A 15,609-nucleotide genomic window follows, 5' to 3' on the forward strand; every position below is an offset into this window, starting at 1 on the left:
GCTATCACGCTGGCCCTGGGAGACTAACGACGCCCAGCCAACGTCGAGGCCCCTCCCCAGCAGCCTGTTGTGACCCTGGCGCGGCGGGCGTGTCTCTGGCTTCAGCCCATCAGCACGAAGCCGTTGAACTGCCAGACCGTCACCAGGGTGAGGGCCAGCACTATCGCGAGCCCCGCGTGGCGCAGGCGCCGGCCCCGGGACCAGCCATCGTCGGCGAGCGCCGGTACCAGCAGGACGAGACTCCCCAGGCTTGTGGCACCGGCAAGCATGGCAATGACCTGAGCGGCCACGAAGGGCGGCGGCGGAAAGCCGAAGAAGACCAGGCTCACGTCTCGCGTGATGGGCAGCACGCCGGCCAGCGCCAGTCCCATGCTCGCCACCCATAGCCCCGCGGCCAACACGGTCAGCCGTGCGGCCCAGCGTGCCATGGGCCGACGTGCCGGCGCCCGGCGCCAGCCAAACAGCGCCACCAGCAGCGTGCCGGCGAACACCGCCCCGGCCAGGCCCAGGAAGGCGAGCCGCCAGCGCGGGTTGGCCAACGGCCCGACCCGCTCCATCACCATGATCGGCTCCGGCACCGCCAGATGGGACACGGCGCCGCTGTCATCGACCAGGAAGCGCAGCGCCTCGCCGCTATCGGCCTGGCGGAAGTGCCCCTCGTCAGGCGCCGGCACGAGGCGCACCTGGCGCCCCCGTCGGCTGAGGACCAGCTCTCCCTCCCGATCCACATGAACGCTGGCCATGTCATGATTCATTAGCGCCTCGACCGTGGTGTAGGCCCGACGCGTGGAGAGGTAGTCCCCGACATAGCGCGTCGGATCGGTGGAGGGGTCGACAGCGGCGGCCGACGGGGACGGGGCCGGAAAGTAGCGGCGCACCAGTTCCTCGACGAAGCCGCGGATCAGCGCCTGGCCGCCGTTGCTGTTGGTGGAGATGAACACGCCCAGTCCCAGTTCGGGGATCAGCTGCAGGTCGGAGACGAAATGCACGGTGCCCCCGCCATGGCCGAGGGCACGGTAGCCGGCGATCTCGCTCTCGATGAAGCCGTGGGCCATGCCGGGCTGCCTCGGCGCCACCCGATAGTGGGTCCGCTGCATCTCGCGGGCCGTGTCCGGCGCGAGCAGCACCCCATCACCGAGTCGGCCCTCGTTGAGGTGGGCGCGCATGAAGCGCGCCATGTCGGTCGCCGTTGTGGAGAGGCTCCCCGCCGGCCCGATGCCGCCGACGAAGGTGAAGCCGCCCGGCCGAAGGGCGCCATCGACCCACTGATAGCCCGCGCTGACTCGCTCGCGCAGGTGCGGTGACATGGGCCGCCCCTCTCGCTGCGGCCCCCAGGGCTCGCGAAAGGTGCTGTCTCGCATGCCCAGCGGCGCCAGCAGATGGCGCTCGGCATAGGCTTCCCAGGACAGGCCGCTCACCTCGGCAACCACCAGACCGGCCAGTGCCACCCCGTAGTTGGAGTAGGCCGGCCAGCTGCCCGGCGCTCGCACCTGGGCCGGAGCATGGCGACGCAGGTAGTCACGCAGCGACAGCACGGCATCGGGGTCATCCTCGAAGAGATGGCCCATGGCGGTGTCCTCGAAGCCCGGGGTGTGGGCCATCAGCTGGCGCAGGGTGATGGGAGAGGGATAGCGCGTCTCGAGCGGGAAATCGGGCAGATAGTCGCGGACGTCGGTGTCCAGGTCCAGCCGTCCCTGCTCCACCAGCTGCATCACCGCCGTCCAGGTGAAGAGCTTGGAGATCGACCCCGGCCGGAACAGGGTCCGCTCGGCCACTACCGGACGCCCGGCCTCGATGTCGGCCGACCCGAAGCCCCTGGCCAGCACCAGCGCATCATCCTTGACCACCGACACCGTGACGCCGGCGACATGGTGAGCCTCCATGCGCGCGGTGATGAAGCCGTCGACGAAGGCCTCGAGGTCCTGGCGCTCGAACGCCTGTTGCTCGAACCCCGGCCGCTCGCGTGGCTCCCGTTCACGATCCTGCCCATCGATGCCCGCGCCCACGGCCACTCCCACCCACAGCAGGACCAGCAGACCGGTCAAGGCCCCTCGCATGCGCCCCATGATCGCCTACCTCCCTGGATCGCCCCGTTTTCCTTCGCCTGGTAGGGATGGTCGCGCAACGCGCGCGGAAAACCCAGGGGACCGCCACGCCAAAAACGCCTGTACAGCGGTTCGGCGCCTCACGATTGCCACCTTGGTCTAAGCCGGGCAATGCTGCACTTTACGTTAACGTCAACCTCGCCTAGTCTTGTCCCATCTGCTATTTCGATGACACCAGTTGGCCGGTCGCGCCTCCGCGAGAGCACAAGGCGCGCCACCTGACACAACGGGAGCCCCGCCATGCATACGCCTTACCAACCCCTCGACTTCGGCCTCGACGACGAGATGAACATGCTGCGCGATCACGTCAACGCCTTCGCGCGTGACGAGATCGCCCCGCGCGCCGCCGAGATCGACGAGAAGAACGAGTTTCCGAACGATCTGTGGCAGAAGTTCGGCGACATGGGTCTGCTCGGCATCACCGTGCCGGACGAGGACGGCGGCAGCGGCATGGGCTACCTCGCCCACTGCATCGCCATGGAGGAGATCTCCCGGGCCAGCGCCTCGGTGGGGCTCTCCTACGGCGCGCACTCCAACCTCTGCGTGAACCAGCTCAAGATCAACGCCTCGGCCGAGCAGAAGGCCAAGTACCTGCCGAAGCTGATCAGCGGCGAGCACGTCGGGGCGCTCGCCATGTCCGAGCCGGGCGCTGGCTCCGACGTGGTCTCCATGAAGCTGCGTGCCCGCAAGGAGGGTGACAAGTACATCCTCAACGGCAACAAGATGTGGATCACCAACGGCCCCGACGCCGACGTGCTGGTGGTCTACGCCAAGACCGACCCCGAGGCCGGCTCCAAGGGCATCACCGCCTTCATCATCGAGAAGGGCATGCCCGGCTTCTCCACCGCCCAGAAGCTCGACAAGCTCGGCATGCGCGGCTCCAACACCTGCGAGCTGGTGTTCGAGGACTGCGAGGTGCCGGAAGCCAACGTGCTCGGCGAGGTTGGCAAGGGCGTGCGCGTGCTGATGAGCGGCCTGGACTACGAGCGCACCGTGCTCGCCGCCGGCCCCATCGGCATCATGCAGGCGGCCATGGACATCGTGGTGCCCTACGTCCACGAGCGGCAGCAGTTCAACCAGTCGATCGGCGAGTTCCAGCTGGTGCAGGGCAAGATCGCCGACATGTACACCACCCTCAACGCCTGCCGCGCCTACCTCTACGCGGTGGCGGCGGGCTGCGACCGCGGCCGCACCTCGCGCAAGGACGCCGCCGGCGTGATCCTCTACTGCGCCGAGAAGGCCACCCAGGTGGCGCTGGACGCCATCCAGCTGCTCGGCGGCAACGGCTACATCAACGAGTACCCCACCGGGCGGCTGCTGCGCGATGCCAAGCTCTACGAGATCGGTGCCGGCACTAGCGAGATCCGTCGCATGCTGATCGGCCGCGAGCTGTTCAACGAATCCAAGTAAGGGCGGCGTTCCATGAGCATCCTCCAGACCCAGATCAATCCGCGCAGCGAGGCCTTCCAGGCCAACGACGTCGCCATGCGACACGAGGTCGGCAAGCTGCGCGAGCTGACCGCCGCCATCCACCAGGGCGGCGGCGAGAAGGCCCGCGCCCGCCACGAGTCCCGCGGCAAGCTGTTCGTGCGCGACCGCATCGACCACCTGATCGACGAGGGCTCGCCCTTCCTCGAGTTCTCGTCCCTGGCCGCCCATGAGGTCTACGACGGCCCGGTACCCGCCGCCGGCGTGGTGACCGGCATCGGCCGGGTCTCGGGGGTGGAGTGCGTGATCGTCGCCAACGACGCCACGGTCAAGGGCGGCACCTACTTCCCGCTGACCGTGAAGAAGCACCTGCGCGCCCAGGAGATCGCCCGCAAGCATCGCCTGCCGTGCCTCTACCTGGTCGACTCCGGCGGCGCCTTCCTGCCCCGCCAGGACGAGGTCTTCCCGGATCGCGACCACTTCGGGCGCATCTTCTACAACCAGGCCACGCTCTCCGCCGAGGGCATCCCGCAGATCGCCGTGGTGATGGGCTCCTGCACCGCCGGCGGCGCCTACGTGCCGGCCATGGCCGACGAGTCGATCATCGTCCGCGAGCAGGGCACCATCTTCCTCGGCGGCCCGCCCCTGGTGAAGGCCGCCACCGGCGAGAGCATCAGCGCCGAGGACCTGGGCGGCGCCGACGTGCACGCCAAGGTCAGCGGCGTGGCCGACCACTACGCCGAGAACGACGCCCACGCCCTGCAGCTGGCCCGCGCCTGCGTGTCGCGGCTCAACTGGCAGAAGCGCGGCGAGCTGAAGATGCAGCCCTCCAGGCCGCCGCGGCTCGACCCGACGGAGCTCTACGGCATCGTCGGCACCGATCTCAAGAAGCCCTACGACGTGCGCGAGGTGATCGGGCGCATCGTCGACGACTCCGACTTCGACGAGTTCAAGCGCACCTATGGCGACACCCTGGTCACCGGCTTCGCGCACATCCACGGCCACCCGGTGGGCATCGTCGCCAACAACGGCGTGCTGTTCTCCGAGAGTGCGGTCAAGGGCGCGCACTTCATCGAGCTGTGCGCCCAGCGCAAGATCCCGCTGGTGTTCCTGCAGAACATCACCGGCTTCATGGTCGGCTCCAAGTACGAGCACGAGGGCATCGCCAAGCACGGCGCCAAGCTGGTCACCGCAGTGGCCTGCGCCCGGGTGCCCAAGTTCACCGTGCTGATCGGCGGCAGCTTCGGCGCCGGCAACTACGGCATGTGCGGCCGCGCCTTCGAGCCCAACCTGCTGTTCATGTGGCCCAACGCCCGCATCTCGGTGATGGGCGGCGAGCAGGCCGCCGGCGTTCTCTCCCAGGTCAAGCGCGAGCAGATCGAGCGCGAGGGCCGCGAGTGGACGAAGGACGAGGAAGAGGCCTTCAAGGCGCCGACCCGCGAGCAGTACGAGCACCAGGGCCACCCCAACTACGCCAGTGCGCGGCTGTGGGACGACGGCGTGATCGACCCGCTGCAGACCCGCGAGGTCCTCGGCCTGTCGCTCGCCGCCGCCCTCAATGCCGAAGTGGAAGAGACGCGCTTCGGCGTGTTCCGGATGTGAGGTCGAGATGACGCCGACATATTCCCGACTGACGATCGACGACCGCGGCGTGGCCTGGCTGACGCTGGACCGCCCGGACGTTCACAACGCCTTCGACGACCATCTGATCGCCGAGCTCAATGCCCATCTGGAGCGCCTGCATGATGGCGCCCACCACGGCGAGGTCCGCGTGGTGGTGCTGGGCTCCGAGGGCAAGAGCTTCTCCGCCGGGGCCGACCTCGGCTGGATGAAGCGCATGGTCGAGTACGACTTCGACGGCAACCTCGCCGACTCGCGCAAGCTCGCGACCCTGATGCACCGCCTGGACACCCTGCCCTGCCCCACCCTGTGCCGAGTGCAGGGCGCGGCCTTCGGCGGCGCCGTGGGCCTCGCCGCCTGCTGCGACGTGGTGGTCGCCTCCGAGAAGGCCAAGTTCTGCCTCTCCGAGGTGAAGATCGGCCTGTCGCCGGCGGTGATCAGCCCCTACGTGCAGCGCGCGCTCGGTGAGCGCCAGGCGCGCCGCTACGCGCTGACCGCCGAGATGATGGATGCCGCCACCGCCCAGGGCCTCGACCTGGTGCATCGGGTGGTCGCCCCCGACGAGCTCGACGCCGCCGTCGACGCCATGCTCGAGACCCTGCTGGCCGGCTCGCCCCAGGCCCAGCGCGCCACCAAGGCGCTGCTCGCCGAGGTCGCCCGCGAGCCCGACAGCAAGGCCACCCGCGAGCACACCTGCCGGGTGATCGCCGAGCTTCGCGTCAGCGCCGAGGGCCAGGAGGGGCTCGCCAGCTTCTTCGACAAGCGCCGCCCCGCCTGGACCACCGACGCCCCCCAGAATAATCCCGACACGACCGCCACGGAGCGCCGCTCATGAGCCGTTCGACCCCCTTCGACACCCTGCTGGTCGCCAACCGCGGCGAGATCGCCTGCCGGGTCATGCGCACGGCGCGTGCCATGGGCCTGCGCACCGTCGCCGTCTACTCCGATGCCGACGCCAACGCCCGCCACGTGCGCGAGGCCGACGAGGCGATCCGCCTCGGCCCCGCCGCGGCCCGCGAGAGCTACCTCAAGGTCGAGGCCGTGGTCGAGGCCGCCCAGCGCAGCGGCGCCGGCGCCATCCACCCCGGCTACGGCTTCCTCTCCGAGAACGGCGCCTTAGTCGAGGCGCTGGACCAGGCCGGCATCGTCTTCGTCGGCCCGCCCGCCTCGGCCATCGCCGCCATGGGCGACAAGTCCGCCGCCAAGGCGCGCATGGCCAACGCCGGCGTGCCGCTGGTACCGGGCTACCACGGCGACGACCAGGACGACGGCCTGCTCAAGGCCGAGGCCGACAAGATCGGCTACCCGGTGCTGCTCAAGGCGAGCGCCGGCGGCGGCGGCAAGGGCATGCGCGTGGTGGAGTCCAGCGAGGGCTTCCAGGCCGCGCTCGACGGCTGCCGTCGCGAGTCCCAGGCCGCCTTCGGCGACCAGCGCATGCTGATCGAGAAGTACCTGACCCAGCCGCGCCACGTGGAAGTGCAGGTGTTCTGCGACAGCCACGGCGCGGGGGTCTACCTCTTCGAGCGCGACTGCTCCGTGCAGCGCCGCCACCAGAAGGTGCTCGAGGAGGCCCCGGCCCCGGGCATGAGCGAGGGCCTGCGCCGCGAGATGGGCGAGGCCGCGGTGCGCGCCGCCAAGGAGATCGGCTACGTGGGCGCCGGCACCGTCGAGTTCCTGCTCGATGCCGACGGCTCGTTCTACTTCATGGAGATGAACACCCGCCTGCAGGTAGAGCACCCGGTCACCGAGATGATCACCGGCCAGGACCTGGTCGAGTGGCAGCTGCGCGTGGCCATGGGCGAGGCCCTGCCGCTGGCGCAGGAAGACCTCACCATCACCGGCCACAGCTTCGAGGCGCGCCTCTACGCCGAGGATCCGGAGCAGGACTTCCTGCCCGCCACCGGCACCCTCACCCGCTTCGCCATGGACCTCGAGGGCGCCGAGCTGGACCCGGCCCGCGTGCGCCTGGACAGCGGTGTGGAGACCGGCGATGCCGTCTCCATGCACTACGACCCGATGCTCGCCAAGCTGATCGTGCACGGCAACGACCGCACCCAGGCCCTGGCGACCCTCAACCGCGCGCTGGCCGCGCTAGACGTGCAGGGCGTGGTCACCAACCGCGCCTTCCTGCAGCGCCTGGCCACCCACCCGGCCTTCCAGGCCTGCGAGCTCGACACCCGCTTCATCGAGAAAAACGAAGCCACCCTCTTCGCGCCCAAGCAGTACAGCACCGAGGAGTACGCCGGGGCCGCCCTGGTGGGCCTGCACCAGCTCGCCCGCGAGTGCGAGAGCGACTCACCCTGGGACCGCCACGACGGCTTCCGCCTCAATGCGCCGCACACCATTCGCATCGCCCTGTGCGACCCCGCCCACGCCCAGGATGACGACGATTCCGAGGACGTGGTGGTGGTCGAGGGCACCCGTGAGCGCGAGGACGCCGCCTGGCACCTGACCATCGGCAGCGAGACCCTCACCGCGCGCCTCGATTCGCTCCAGGGCGACGCCGTGGCCATCACCCTGGACGGCCACCGTCGCCGCCTGCAGGCGCGCCGCGACGGCAACGTGGTGGTGATCGTCGACCCGCGCGGCGAGACGCGCCTCTTCTGGCGGCGCATCGACGCCATCGACCACGGCCGCCAGGAGGCCGAATCGACCCTCACCGCGCCCATGCATGGCACCGTGGTGGCACTGCTGGTCGAGCCCGGCGCCCGCGTCGAGAAGGGCATGCCGCTGATGGTGATGGAGGCGATGAAGATGGAGCACACCATGACCGCCCCCGCCGACGGCCACGTGGCGAGCTTCCACTTCCAGGCCGCCGACACCGTGGGCCAGGGCGACGTGCTGCTCGACTTCGCCGCCGACGAGTAAGACAACGCGCGCAGGCGGGCGACGCCGGGGACAGGTCGAAGCGGAGGTCCTCTGCCAGGGATGGCAGAGGTAGCGCCCAAGGATGGGTTCACAGCGCCTCCGCGATAGGACCTGTCGCCGGAAGATCGCCAGATTGACAGGAGAGAAGACATGGCATTTCCCAAGAGCGTGCGCCTGGTCGAGGTCGGCCCCCGCGACGGCCTGCAGAACGAGCCCGAGCCGATCGGCACCGAGACCAAGCTCGCGCTGATCGACCGCCTCGGCGCCGCCGGCCTCACCCACATCGAGGCGGCGAGCTTCGTCTCGCCCAAGTGGGTGCCGCAGATGGCCGATCACCGCGAGGTGATGCAGGGCCTGACGCACCGCAATGGCGTCACCTACTCGGCGCTCACCCCCAACCTCAAGGGGCTGGAGGCCGCGCTCGAGTGCGGCGTCGAGGAGGTCGCGGTGTTTGGCGCCGCCTCCGAGGCCTTCTCGCAGAAGAACATCAACTGTTCGGTGGCCGAGTCGCTCGAGCGCTTTGCCCCGGTGCTGGAGCGCGCTCGCGAGGCCAACGTGCGCGTGCGCGGCTACGTCTCCTGCGTGCTCGGCTGCCCCTACGAGGGCGAGATCGCCCCGGCCAAGGTGGCCGAGGTGGCAAAGGCGCTGTATGACATGGGCTGCTACGAGGTCTCGCTCGGCGACACCATCGGCACCGGCACCCCGCTCAAGGCCAAGCGCATGATCGAGGCCGTGGCCCGCGACGTGCCGATGGCGAAGCTCGCCGCCCACTTCCACGACACCTACGGCCAGGCGCTCGCCAACCTCTACGCCGTGCTCGAGGAAGGCGTGGCGGTGATCGACAGCTCCGTGGCGGGCCTCGGCGGCTGCCCCTACGCCAAGGGCGCCTCGGGCAACGTCGCTTCCGAAGATGTGGTCTACCTGCTTGACGGCCTCGGCATCGAGACCGGCATCGACCTCGAAGCACTGGCCGCCACCGGCGACTGGATCACCCAGACCATCGAGCGCCCCAACCGCTCCAAGGTGGGGGTGGCGCTCTCCGCTAAGTAACACCAGAGCAGAAACGAAAAAGCCCCCGAGCCGGGTAAGTGACTCGGGGGCATGTATCAGGTGAGAACTGCCTCTGTATAGATTTTATTAATCTAACTCGATTCCAGCACCTCCTCCATACGATTTAGTGTGCATTTATTCTTCCGCAGGATAAATCAAGCCGCGCATTCGCCATCTGTTGCCGTTAACCAAAGACTCAAACGAAACCCCGTTTGACAACGTCAAATTGTCCGCATGATCAGTCACAATGATTTGTGGGCTAAAACCGTTGACCTGCTCAAGCTCATTGCAATAAATCGAGAGCTGGCTGAATAGATTTTCGACAGCTTTGATGTCTTCATCAATATTTTGACCAACATTTAGCGTCTTACGCTGCTCAGCCTCTTGATTTTTCTGCTCTTCAAAAGTATCAGAGTTGTCTCGATTAAAATTAGGGAAATATACTTGGGTTGGCTGATCAAGAAATAGCACCGAAGGAATAGCGCACTTATCACTCAGCTCAGCAAAATATTTATGCAATGCTAAAAATAGCGTTACGTGGCAGTATAGCCAGTTCGCCCCACTACCCATTGATCTTAAGTAGATTTTTTCGTTTTCTTGCGATAAATGATAGAGGTCAAATGTCTCAAAAGAGAAGTGAAGGTTAATAGGCTTATAGCTGGACTCAAACTCAAAGTGGCTGCCAATTTCAGCCATATATTCATTTATTTTTGCAGAGGCTTCCTCTAATCCTTTTTTAACATTGTAATTTTTAAGGTCGTTGTTGATATCTGCAAGCTGTTTTTTTAGATCTTTGATTTGCTTTTCAAGCTCAACATCATCAGCCATGTTGAGAGTATCTAGAAGAATAAAAAGCTTAGCCTTTTGCATCAGAATGCTTTCATACACGCTCTTGTTTTTCGCCAAGTTTTTTTCTGTCTTCTCAATTTCCGTTATTTGCTGGTTTAATGCTGTCAAATCCCTGCTAATAACTTCAGTATTACGCTGCACCTCTACCAAGAAGGATTCAAATTTTGCTTTCATAGGACGTGCTTGCGCAAGGTTACCCGACACCTTAGTGATGGCTTGCTGTAGTTTTTCTGCACTTTCTCGCAATGTGTCTTTTTCAGTATGACAAAATGGGCAGACTGAAGCGGATATATGAACATGCTTTGGTGAGCTAAACTGTTCTACGTTCTCAACAAAACGCTCCTCTTCTTGAATATGCTTATTAATTGATGAAGCTTGGCGCTGCAATTTTCTTAGCTCGGAAGTCTTTTGGTTACGCGCCAGTTTGAGCTGATTGTAATACTTGGTAGCAGCGTCAGAACTATAATTGATTTCTTCAGGTACGATAATTTTATCCAACTGGTCTTTTGCATCTTGCGGGTGGTTTAGCACCTTTTCCAAAGGTATCGGTTCATTTTCAAACCCCATCGAAGCATATAGCTGACTTAAAACCGGGCCGACGTTTTTCTTATAGCTTTCAGAGGTGCGTTTGTTTGTCTCTTTTTGACGCTCCAAACGTCTTACATCAGCGCTTAATCGTTCTTTCTCTTGTGACAAATGAAAGTACTTCTGGTCAACTAAACCTAAAAATATCTTCGTATGATCAATCGCCTGATCACGCTTTTCCTTTTCATCGAACCTGTAAAACAGCGCATGTTTATTAGCAACAAGGTTTTGATGCTGAAGCATGAACGATGAAAAGCTGCGTATAGATGGAGTGGCCGCCTTAGCGTTAAACCGCCTAGTGGCTCTGACGGCTAAAGATTCATCCACATCATCTATATCTAGAAAAAAGTCTCTTAGGTGCTTCTTAAACTCGCCTAATGGGCGGAAATAAGTGCTGTTAAAATAATCGCGAACAATATCATCGGAACTGAACGACGCAACGCGACGGAAAAAGGCCTTAGTAGGAATGTCAGGATCACGCGCAATCACCATGTCTTGTTCATTGACAGAAAGTGCAACATAATAAATAGCTGCATTCGCGGTAATAACGCCTTTGGGAATTGTATTTTCACCACTGCCAAAGCAATAATCAAAGATTTCAATTAAGGCGCTTTTTCCAGTCGATGACTTACCAGTAACAACATTTAGCCCCTTTTTAAAATTAACAGGGTGCTTGTTTCCTTGCTTATCAATAACGCCAATTTCATAAATCAATGTTTTCATCGCGGCTTCACTCCTAAAAACGCATAAATCTCGACCACTGAGTGACCGCTGAACAATCGCCCCAACTTATCTGCACTTTTTTGATAATTAAACGTTGAATCAGAACCAGCACATGCCAGAATGGATAAATTATGTTCGTTTACGGATAGCCAATCATTAACTAAACAATACTGAATGCATTGCTCTGTTAATGATTGAAATCCGCGAATTCTTTCTTGTAGGTCATAGAGCTTGGTACGATTGTCAAAAACTGTCCAAATAGTACTTTTCTTGTTAGAGTTAAATAACTTTTGGCCAAAAAAAGGGTGACTACACAGAGGGATCACCAAAGGGGAGAGTAATAGATTGTTTTCTGACTCGCCTATAACAGTGTAAAATGAAGCTATGTGCGCCCCATATTCAAAGGGATTGTACTTTAACTCGTAGAGGGTATTGACAATGCTGCTCATGGCCCAACCTTCCATTTTAAGTCACGTTCTTCATCATCCATGGCATCATGTATTAGGCCGTTTTTGTATTCAATAGGCGGTATATCATTCCCAAGGTTCAGCGGCTGTTCACCTATGGTTTTGTTGTACAGCAATTTCGAACTTTTAATCGTCTCAACTGCTTCAAGCTGCGCACTTGAATAGGCAAGCTTATATTTTTTAACCAATTGATCCTGGTAGCTAATTGTTTTTTCTTTATAAATCGCCGACTCATCGAGCTCTTCAAACAATGAGTTTTGTAGCTCAAGCCAGTTACCTACTGCATCAGGAATCATTTCGTGATGCTCAATTTCAGCAATTTTTTTCACAAATGGTCTGCATTCGTATAATTCAACCTCTGGTTCAGATGCCGCATAGCCGGAAAACACCGGAAAGGTGAACTCCTTTTTACATAGAAGTGCGGTTAACTCTTCGCACTTCGCCGAAAACTCTTGGTGTTTGACGCTCCAGCATTGCTGGGTTGCTTGTGCGTAAACAAAACCAATAAGCCCATGAAGGTAACTTTTCAGGTTATTTTTCGGAATTCCTACAGGTTTCGAAAGTATCTGCATTTCCAGTTCTTTCTCACTATCTGATTCCGTAAATAACGTAACCTTGCCAAGCACGCTTTTAAGCAATAACTCATCAACTGCCATCACTGCCTTCTGCAGCTTTATTATTTGTGATGGTTTTTCGACATTAAGTTGATCTTCGGTGCGCTCTGAAAAAATGTCCTTTAGCACTTCTAAGCGCTGTTCTGCACTTTGAGTGTTCCAGTCCTTTAGGCGAGTAGTTGCGCCAAATGCTTGAGTGGTGTGGAGCACTAAAACGCCGTATTGGGCATGGTCAAACTCTGGAGATAACCAGTTCTTAAGCGTTTTCCAGAGGTTTTCATGGTGGTCAGTCAGTGGTGCTGCGTAGTTTTTCACTTCAGTTTGTGTTGAAGCCAAAGTATCAGGCGAAATCAGACTGACATCACCATCTTTTTCGAACCAAACCGACTGGTCATCTTCAAGTGAAAAGCACTTATCTAACCCAATTAGCACTTGGTAATGAAAGGCTAAGGCGGTTGTTAACGCTGCATTTTCGGTTTGGCTTCCACTCATACCTGCCAGATCCTTTTGTTCATACTTTAAAACTTCATGGGATAATCGGGGACAGACCCCCATTTTGCGGTAGGTAATCGAGGACAGACCCCCATTTTGGGCAGTCGCGTAACAGCGATACGCTGTCTTGAGGCACGCTACCGCCACTACCCGGCAAGTCGTGATGGCCTCCTGCCATCCCTGCGGTAGTCCTGCGTTCCGGCGATATTGGTCTTCCACCTAGTCGTCTAAGCAACCTTAAGCAGTCAGCGTATGCGAGAGTCATGATGGATGCCACACATCGAATGGTCGCAGACGTCGCTCGCCCCGGCGTCTGGGGCCCCGGACCAGCGTGCTACCCAACCGCGCCCAGGTGGGTATGGCGCTCAGCGGAGAGCGATGGCAACGCTGCAAACAAAAGCCCTCGAGCCAGGGGACGGGCTCAGGGGGCTTCGTGATGGTCACGTTCACCTACCCTTGCTGGATCTTTGACCCTTGGCACAGCGGGTTGGCCAAAGGCCGCGAACTGGTACGACGTGTTGAATGTCGTCCGGGGTGCCGGCTCAGCCCCCTGGGCGAGCGCCCGAGCATTCGCTTGCCTTGTGGTCAAACCGTCCCCCGCTGTCTAGACAGCGATCCATTGCCACCTGGCGGGCTACCCAGGGACCTGAAGCCAAGGCAAGGAGAACGGCCACCGTGACGATAACCAAGGCCATGATCACTGCTTTCCTATGGCGCAACGAGCAAGTCCTGGCGTCGCGCGGTACCTGGAGGTGGTGACCGCTCCGCTGCCATGCGGAGATCCTGATATGTCACGACAGGCATCACCGGGCGCCGGCTTGTCACTGCCACTTGAAAACGCACGATCGGCGGCTCCGCGTTCATGGCAAGCTCATCTGTCGTCTTCGCGGTGCGGTTAGCCATCATCTTGTCGACGGACGGCTGAAGTGGTCAGAAAGTCGTTCAACTGAAGGTCATCGATGAAATCCAGCGTGCCCGCGGGGACGGAAACGATCATCGTCGAGTTGATGACACGATGTGCCGATTCGTCGGGTGTCGCAATCGTCGCGGCATGCAGGGTGCCCTGCCATGCCGGTTGCGACTCGGAATATGGCGAACACGAGTTGTTGATGCAGATGATCTGGTAGTCGGTGCTCGAGAAGCAGGGCACGCGAGTTTTATAGGGCCGCAAGAGATCGTGGCCAGGCTTGAACATGGGATTGTATCTGGCCATGAATTCATTCGGCGTGAGTTCACGGTCGAAGGCGCATCTCGCGTAGTCGTAGATCTCGATGTCGGAATCGATGGCGGACGGCTCGTAGCCGAGCATCAGGAAGCACTCATCCGGCCCGCCATCGAGGTGTGGCCGGGTGGTGTCCTGTTGATCGAAGCGCGCGGCCGACAGGTACGCCAGCGTATTGCCGGTGGTGGATTCGTGGATCGCGGCCATTTCGCGCTTGAGGTCCACCATCACGTGCCGGAGGGCTAAGGAATCGATGTCTCGACCGAGAGGGAGCACGCAGAAGCCTGGCCTGTCGAAGTTGACGCGACAGGTCCGGCGGTAGAGGTCGGCGGCGATCGCCGTCAGGTCCCATGAAGGGGGACGAAGGCAGATCGCGTCGCGCGCCCATGTGAGGGGTTCATCGTTCATGGACGGTGGGATGTCCCCGTGGGATCCACATGCATGTCGCTCATGAGAGCTGATCCTTTCCTGGTGAATGGGGCTTTCAAGGCACGACAGGGTGTTCGGCATCCTTTCCCGCGACGGTGGTCCATTCCCGGACCTGCCAGGCGGTGACGAGACCGTTGATGACGTAGGGATCCGCTTCGGCGAAAGACGCGGCGACGTCCCTGGAATCCCCCTTGAAGACGATGGCGGCCCCATCCGCCGGGTCGGCAAAGGCGCCCCCGAGGAAGAACTCGCCGCGCTCGATGGACGCCTTTGCCAGTGCCAGGTGCTGATCCCGGAATTCCCCGCGCCGCTCCAGGTAGTCAGGGGCGTACTCATAGAACAGGATATAGTGCATTTCCTCACCTCCACGTCATCAGTCGTGTTGTTTTAGGGTTCTGGCCAGAAGCTGAAATACCCCATGACGCCAGCCATCGCCGGTGACCCCACCGCAGCGACGCGGAGGGTCTGTCAACCGGTGCATGGCCCGGTCATGTGCCCTCACGCATGGCGCGAATATCCTCGATATCCACGGGTCGTGACAGCGCCTCCTTGTAGCGGATCAGGTCCTCCCTGAGCATGAGGGGCAGCGCCATGCCCAGCAACTGCACGGTTTCCTGGCGGGAGACATCAATCTCCAGCGGGATCCAGGCCTGGTTGCCTGCCTCCAGGATTCGCGGGCCCTCCGCGCTGCCCACCTCCACCTTGACGCCTTCGTAGGTGAACTGGACGTAGGTCAGGTCCCAGCCTTCCTCCCGGCGGTGAGCGGCCGCCTTGGAGACGAATGCCTGGCCGGCCTGAACCACTGACCAGAAATGCTCGCCGGGCACGAAAAGATCGATGTCGTTCAGATCACGCTCGGAGCCGTACCCCTTTGCCGCGAGCCCTCCGACGATCAGAAACGGGATATTCCGCTCTTGCAGTAACCCCACGATCCACTGGACCGCGACTCGATGCATGCAACCTCCTATGGCGCATAACGCTGACATGCTGCGCCACTATCCATGTAACGATGGAGTTGAACAGGATGGAGACGTCCCGCCAGCGTATGCGACAGTGCTGATGGGGACCAGACGTCGATTGATCGCACCCTTCGTTCGCCCCGGCGTCTGGGGCCCCGGACCAGCGGGATATCCAACCGCCCCAGGATGGGCATGGCG

General features: G+C 61.2%; 12 protein-coding genes. 5 read left to right on the forward strand and 7 right to left on the reverse strand.

What is annotated here, in order from left to right; all coding sequences use genetic code 11:
• Positions 1 to 101: 101 nt before the first annotated feature.
• Entirely contained in the window at positions 102 to 2,066 is a 1,965-nt protein-coding gene (locus tag ACGTNG_RS15605) for a serine hydrolase domain-containing protein (protein WP_394797439.1), read from the reverse strand.
• 279 nt (positions 2,067 to 2,345) lie between these two features.
• On the opposite strand from ACGTNG_RS15605, the gene ACGTNG_RS15610 reads away from it, so the two are divergent.
• The 5 genes from ACGTNG_RS15610 to ACGTNG_RS15630 all read left to right on the forward strand — a co-directional run bounded on the left by ACGTNG_RS15610 (position 2,346) and on the right by ACGTNG_RS15630 (position 9,071).
• Positions 2,346 to 3,515 (forward strand): isovaleryl-CoA dehydrogenase, encoded by a 1,170-nt coding sequence (locus ACGTNG_RS15610; RefSeq protein WP_394797440.1) that lies wholly within the window; start codon positions 2,346 to 2,348, stop codon positions 3,513 to 3,515.
• A gap of 12 nt (positions 3,516 to 3,527) precedes the next feature.
• Positions 3,528 to 5,135 (forward strand): carboxyl transferase domain-containing protein, encoded by a 1,608-nt coding sequence (locus ACGTNG_RS15615; protein WP_089849054.1) that lies wholly within the window; start codon positions 3,528 to 3,530, stop codon positions 5,133 to 5,135.
• A 7-nt stretch (positions 5,136 to 5,142) separates the two neighbouring features.
• Complete coding sequence (locus tag ACGTNG_RS15620) at positions 5,143 to 5,988, forward strand: enoyl-CoA hydratase/isomerase family protein (protein ID WP_394797441.1); 846 nt, start codon at positions 5,143 to 5,145, stop codon at positions 5,986 to 5,988.
• On the forward strand, positions 5,985 to 8,021 hold the full coding sequence (locus tag ACGTNG_RS15625) for an acetyl/propionyl/methylcrotonyl-CoA carboxylase subunit alpha (RefSeq protein WP_394797442.1): 2,037 nt from the start codon (positions 5,985 to 5,987) through the stop codon (positions 8,019 to 8,021). The genes ACGTNG_RS15620 and ACGTNG_RS15625 overlap by 4 nt, the downstream gene beginning before the upstream one ends.
• A 150-nt stretch (positions 8,022 to 8,171) precedes the next feature.
• Positions 8,172 to 9,071, forward strand: a complete 900-nt coding sequence (locus ACGTNG_RS15630) for a hydroxymethylglutaryl-CoA lyase (protein ID WP_394797443.1) — start codon at positions 8,172 to 8,174, stop codon at positions 9,069 to 9,071.
• 135 nt (positions 9,072 to 9,206) lie between these two features.
• Here the strand turns inward: ACGTNG_RS15630 and ACGTNG_RS15635 are convergent, their stop codons facing one another.
• The 6 genes from ACGTNG_RS15635 to ACGTNG_RS15660 all read right to left on the reverse strand — a co-directional run bounded on the left by ACGTNG_RS15635 (position 9,207) and on the right by ACGTNG_RS15660 (position 15,408).
• Positions 9,207 to 11,228 carry a DUF3732 domain-containing protein gene (locus ACGTNG_RS15635; protein ID WP_394797444.1) on the reverse strand — a complete coding sequence of 674 codons (2,022 nt, stop codon included), beginning with the start codon at positions 11,226 to 11,228 and terminating at the stop codon, positions 9,207 to 9,209.
• Positions 11,225 to 11,677 carry a three component ABC system middle component gene (locus ACGTNG_RS15640; protein ID WP_394797445.1) on the reverse strand — a complete coding sequence of 151 codons (453 nt, stop codon included), beginning with the start codon at positions 11,675 to 11,677 and terminating at the stop codon, positions 11,225 to 11,227. Before ACGTNG_RS15640 ends, ACGTNG_RS15635 begins: the two co-directional genes overlap by 4 nt.
• Entirely contained in the window at positions 11,674 to 12,801 is a 1,128-nt protein-coding gene (locus tag ACGTNG_RS15645) for an adenylate cyclase (protein WP_394797446.1), read from the reverse strand. The genes ACGTNG_RS15640 and ACGTNG_RS15645 overlap by 4 nt, the downstream gene beginning before the upstream one ends.
• 895 nt (positions 12,802 to 13,696) lie before the next feature.
• Positions 13,697 to 14,431 (reverse strand): hypothetical protein, encoded by a 735-nt coding sequence (locus tag ACGTNG_RS15650; RefSeq protein WP_394797447.1) that lies wholly within the window; start codon positions 14,429 to 14,431, stop codon positions 13,697 to 13,699.
• Between the two features lie 76 nt (positions 14,432 to 14,507).
• Entirely contained in the window at positions 14,508 to 14,807 is a 300-nt protein-coding gene (locus ACGTNG_RS15655) for a YciI-like protein (RefSeq protein WP_394797448.1), read from the reverse strand.
• A 133-nt stretch (positions 14,808 to 14,940) separates the two neighbouring features.
• The gene (locus tag ACGTNG_RS15660) at positions 14,941 to 15,408 is read right to left on the reverse strand and encodes a nucleotidyltransferase (protein ID WP_394797449.1); all 468 of its coding nucleotides are present in this window, start codon (positions 15,406 to 15,408) and stop codon (positions 14,941 to 14,943) included.
• Positions 15,409 to 15,609 lie beyond the last annotated feature (201 nt).

The sequence above is a fragment of the Halomonas sp. B23F22_3 genome (assembly GCF_043496965.1).
Taxonomy (GTDB): domain Bacteria; phylum Pseudomonadota; class Gammaproteobacteria; order Pseudomonadales; family Halomonadaceae; genus Halomonas.

Coding starts and splice junctions, on each gene's coding strand:
- ACGTNG_RS15605 (WP_394797439.1), bottom strand. CDS start 2,066: ATGGGGCGCATGCGAGGGGCCTTGACCGGTCTGCTGGTCCTGCTGTGG.
- ACGTNG_RS15610 (WP_394797440.1), top strand. CDS start 2,346: ATGCATACGCCTTACCAACCCCTCGACTTCGGCCTCGACGACGAGATG.
- ACGTNG_RS15615 (WP_089849054.1), top strand. CDS start 3,528: ATGAGCATCCTCCAGACCCAGATCAATCCGCGCAGCGAGGCCTTCCAG.
- ACGTNG_RS15620 (WP_394797441.1), top strand. CDS start 5,143: ATGACGCCGACATATTCCCGACTGACGATCGACGACCGCGGCGTGGCC.
- ACGTNG_RS15625 (WP_394797442.1), top strand. CDS start 5,985: ATGAGCCGTTCGACCCCCTTCGACACCCTGCTGGTCGCCAACCGCGGC.
- ACGTNG_RS15630 (WP_394797443.1), top strand. CDS start 8,172: ATGGCATTTCCCAAGAGCGTGCGCCTGGTCGAGGTCGGCCCCCGCGAC.
- ACGTNG_RS15635 (WP_394797444.1), bottom strand. CDS start 11,228: ATGAAAACATTGATTTATGAAATTGGCGTTATTGATAAGCAAGGAAAC.
- ACGTNG_RS15640 (WP_394797445.1), bottom strand. CDS start 11,677: ATGAGCAGCATTGTCAATACCCTCTACGAGTTAAAGTACAATCCCTTT.
- ACGTNG_RS15645 (WP_394797446.1), bottom strand. CDS start 12,801: ATGAGTGGAAGCCAAACCGAAAATGCAGCGTTAACAACCGCCTTAGCC.
- ACGTNG_RS15650 (WP_394797447.1), bottom strand. CDS start 14,431: ATGAACGATGAACCCCTCACATGGGCGCGCGACGCGATCTGCCTTCGT.
- ACGTNG_RS15655 (WP_394797448.1), bottom strand. CDS start 14,807: ATGCACTATATCCTGTTCTATGAGTACGCCCCTGACTACCTGGAGCGG.
- ACGTNG_RS15660 (WP_394797449.1), bottom strand. CDS start 15,408: ATGCATCGAGTCGCGGTCCAGTGGATCGTGGGGTTACTGCAAGAGCGG.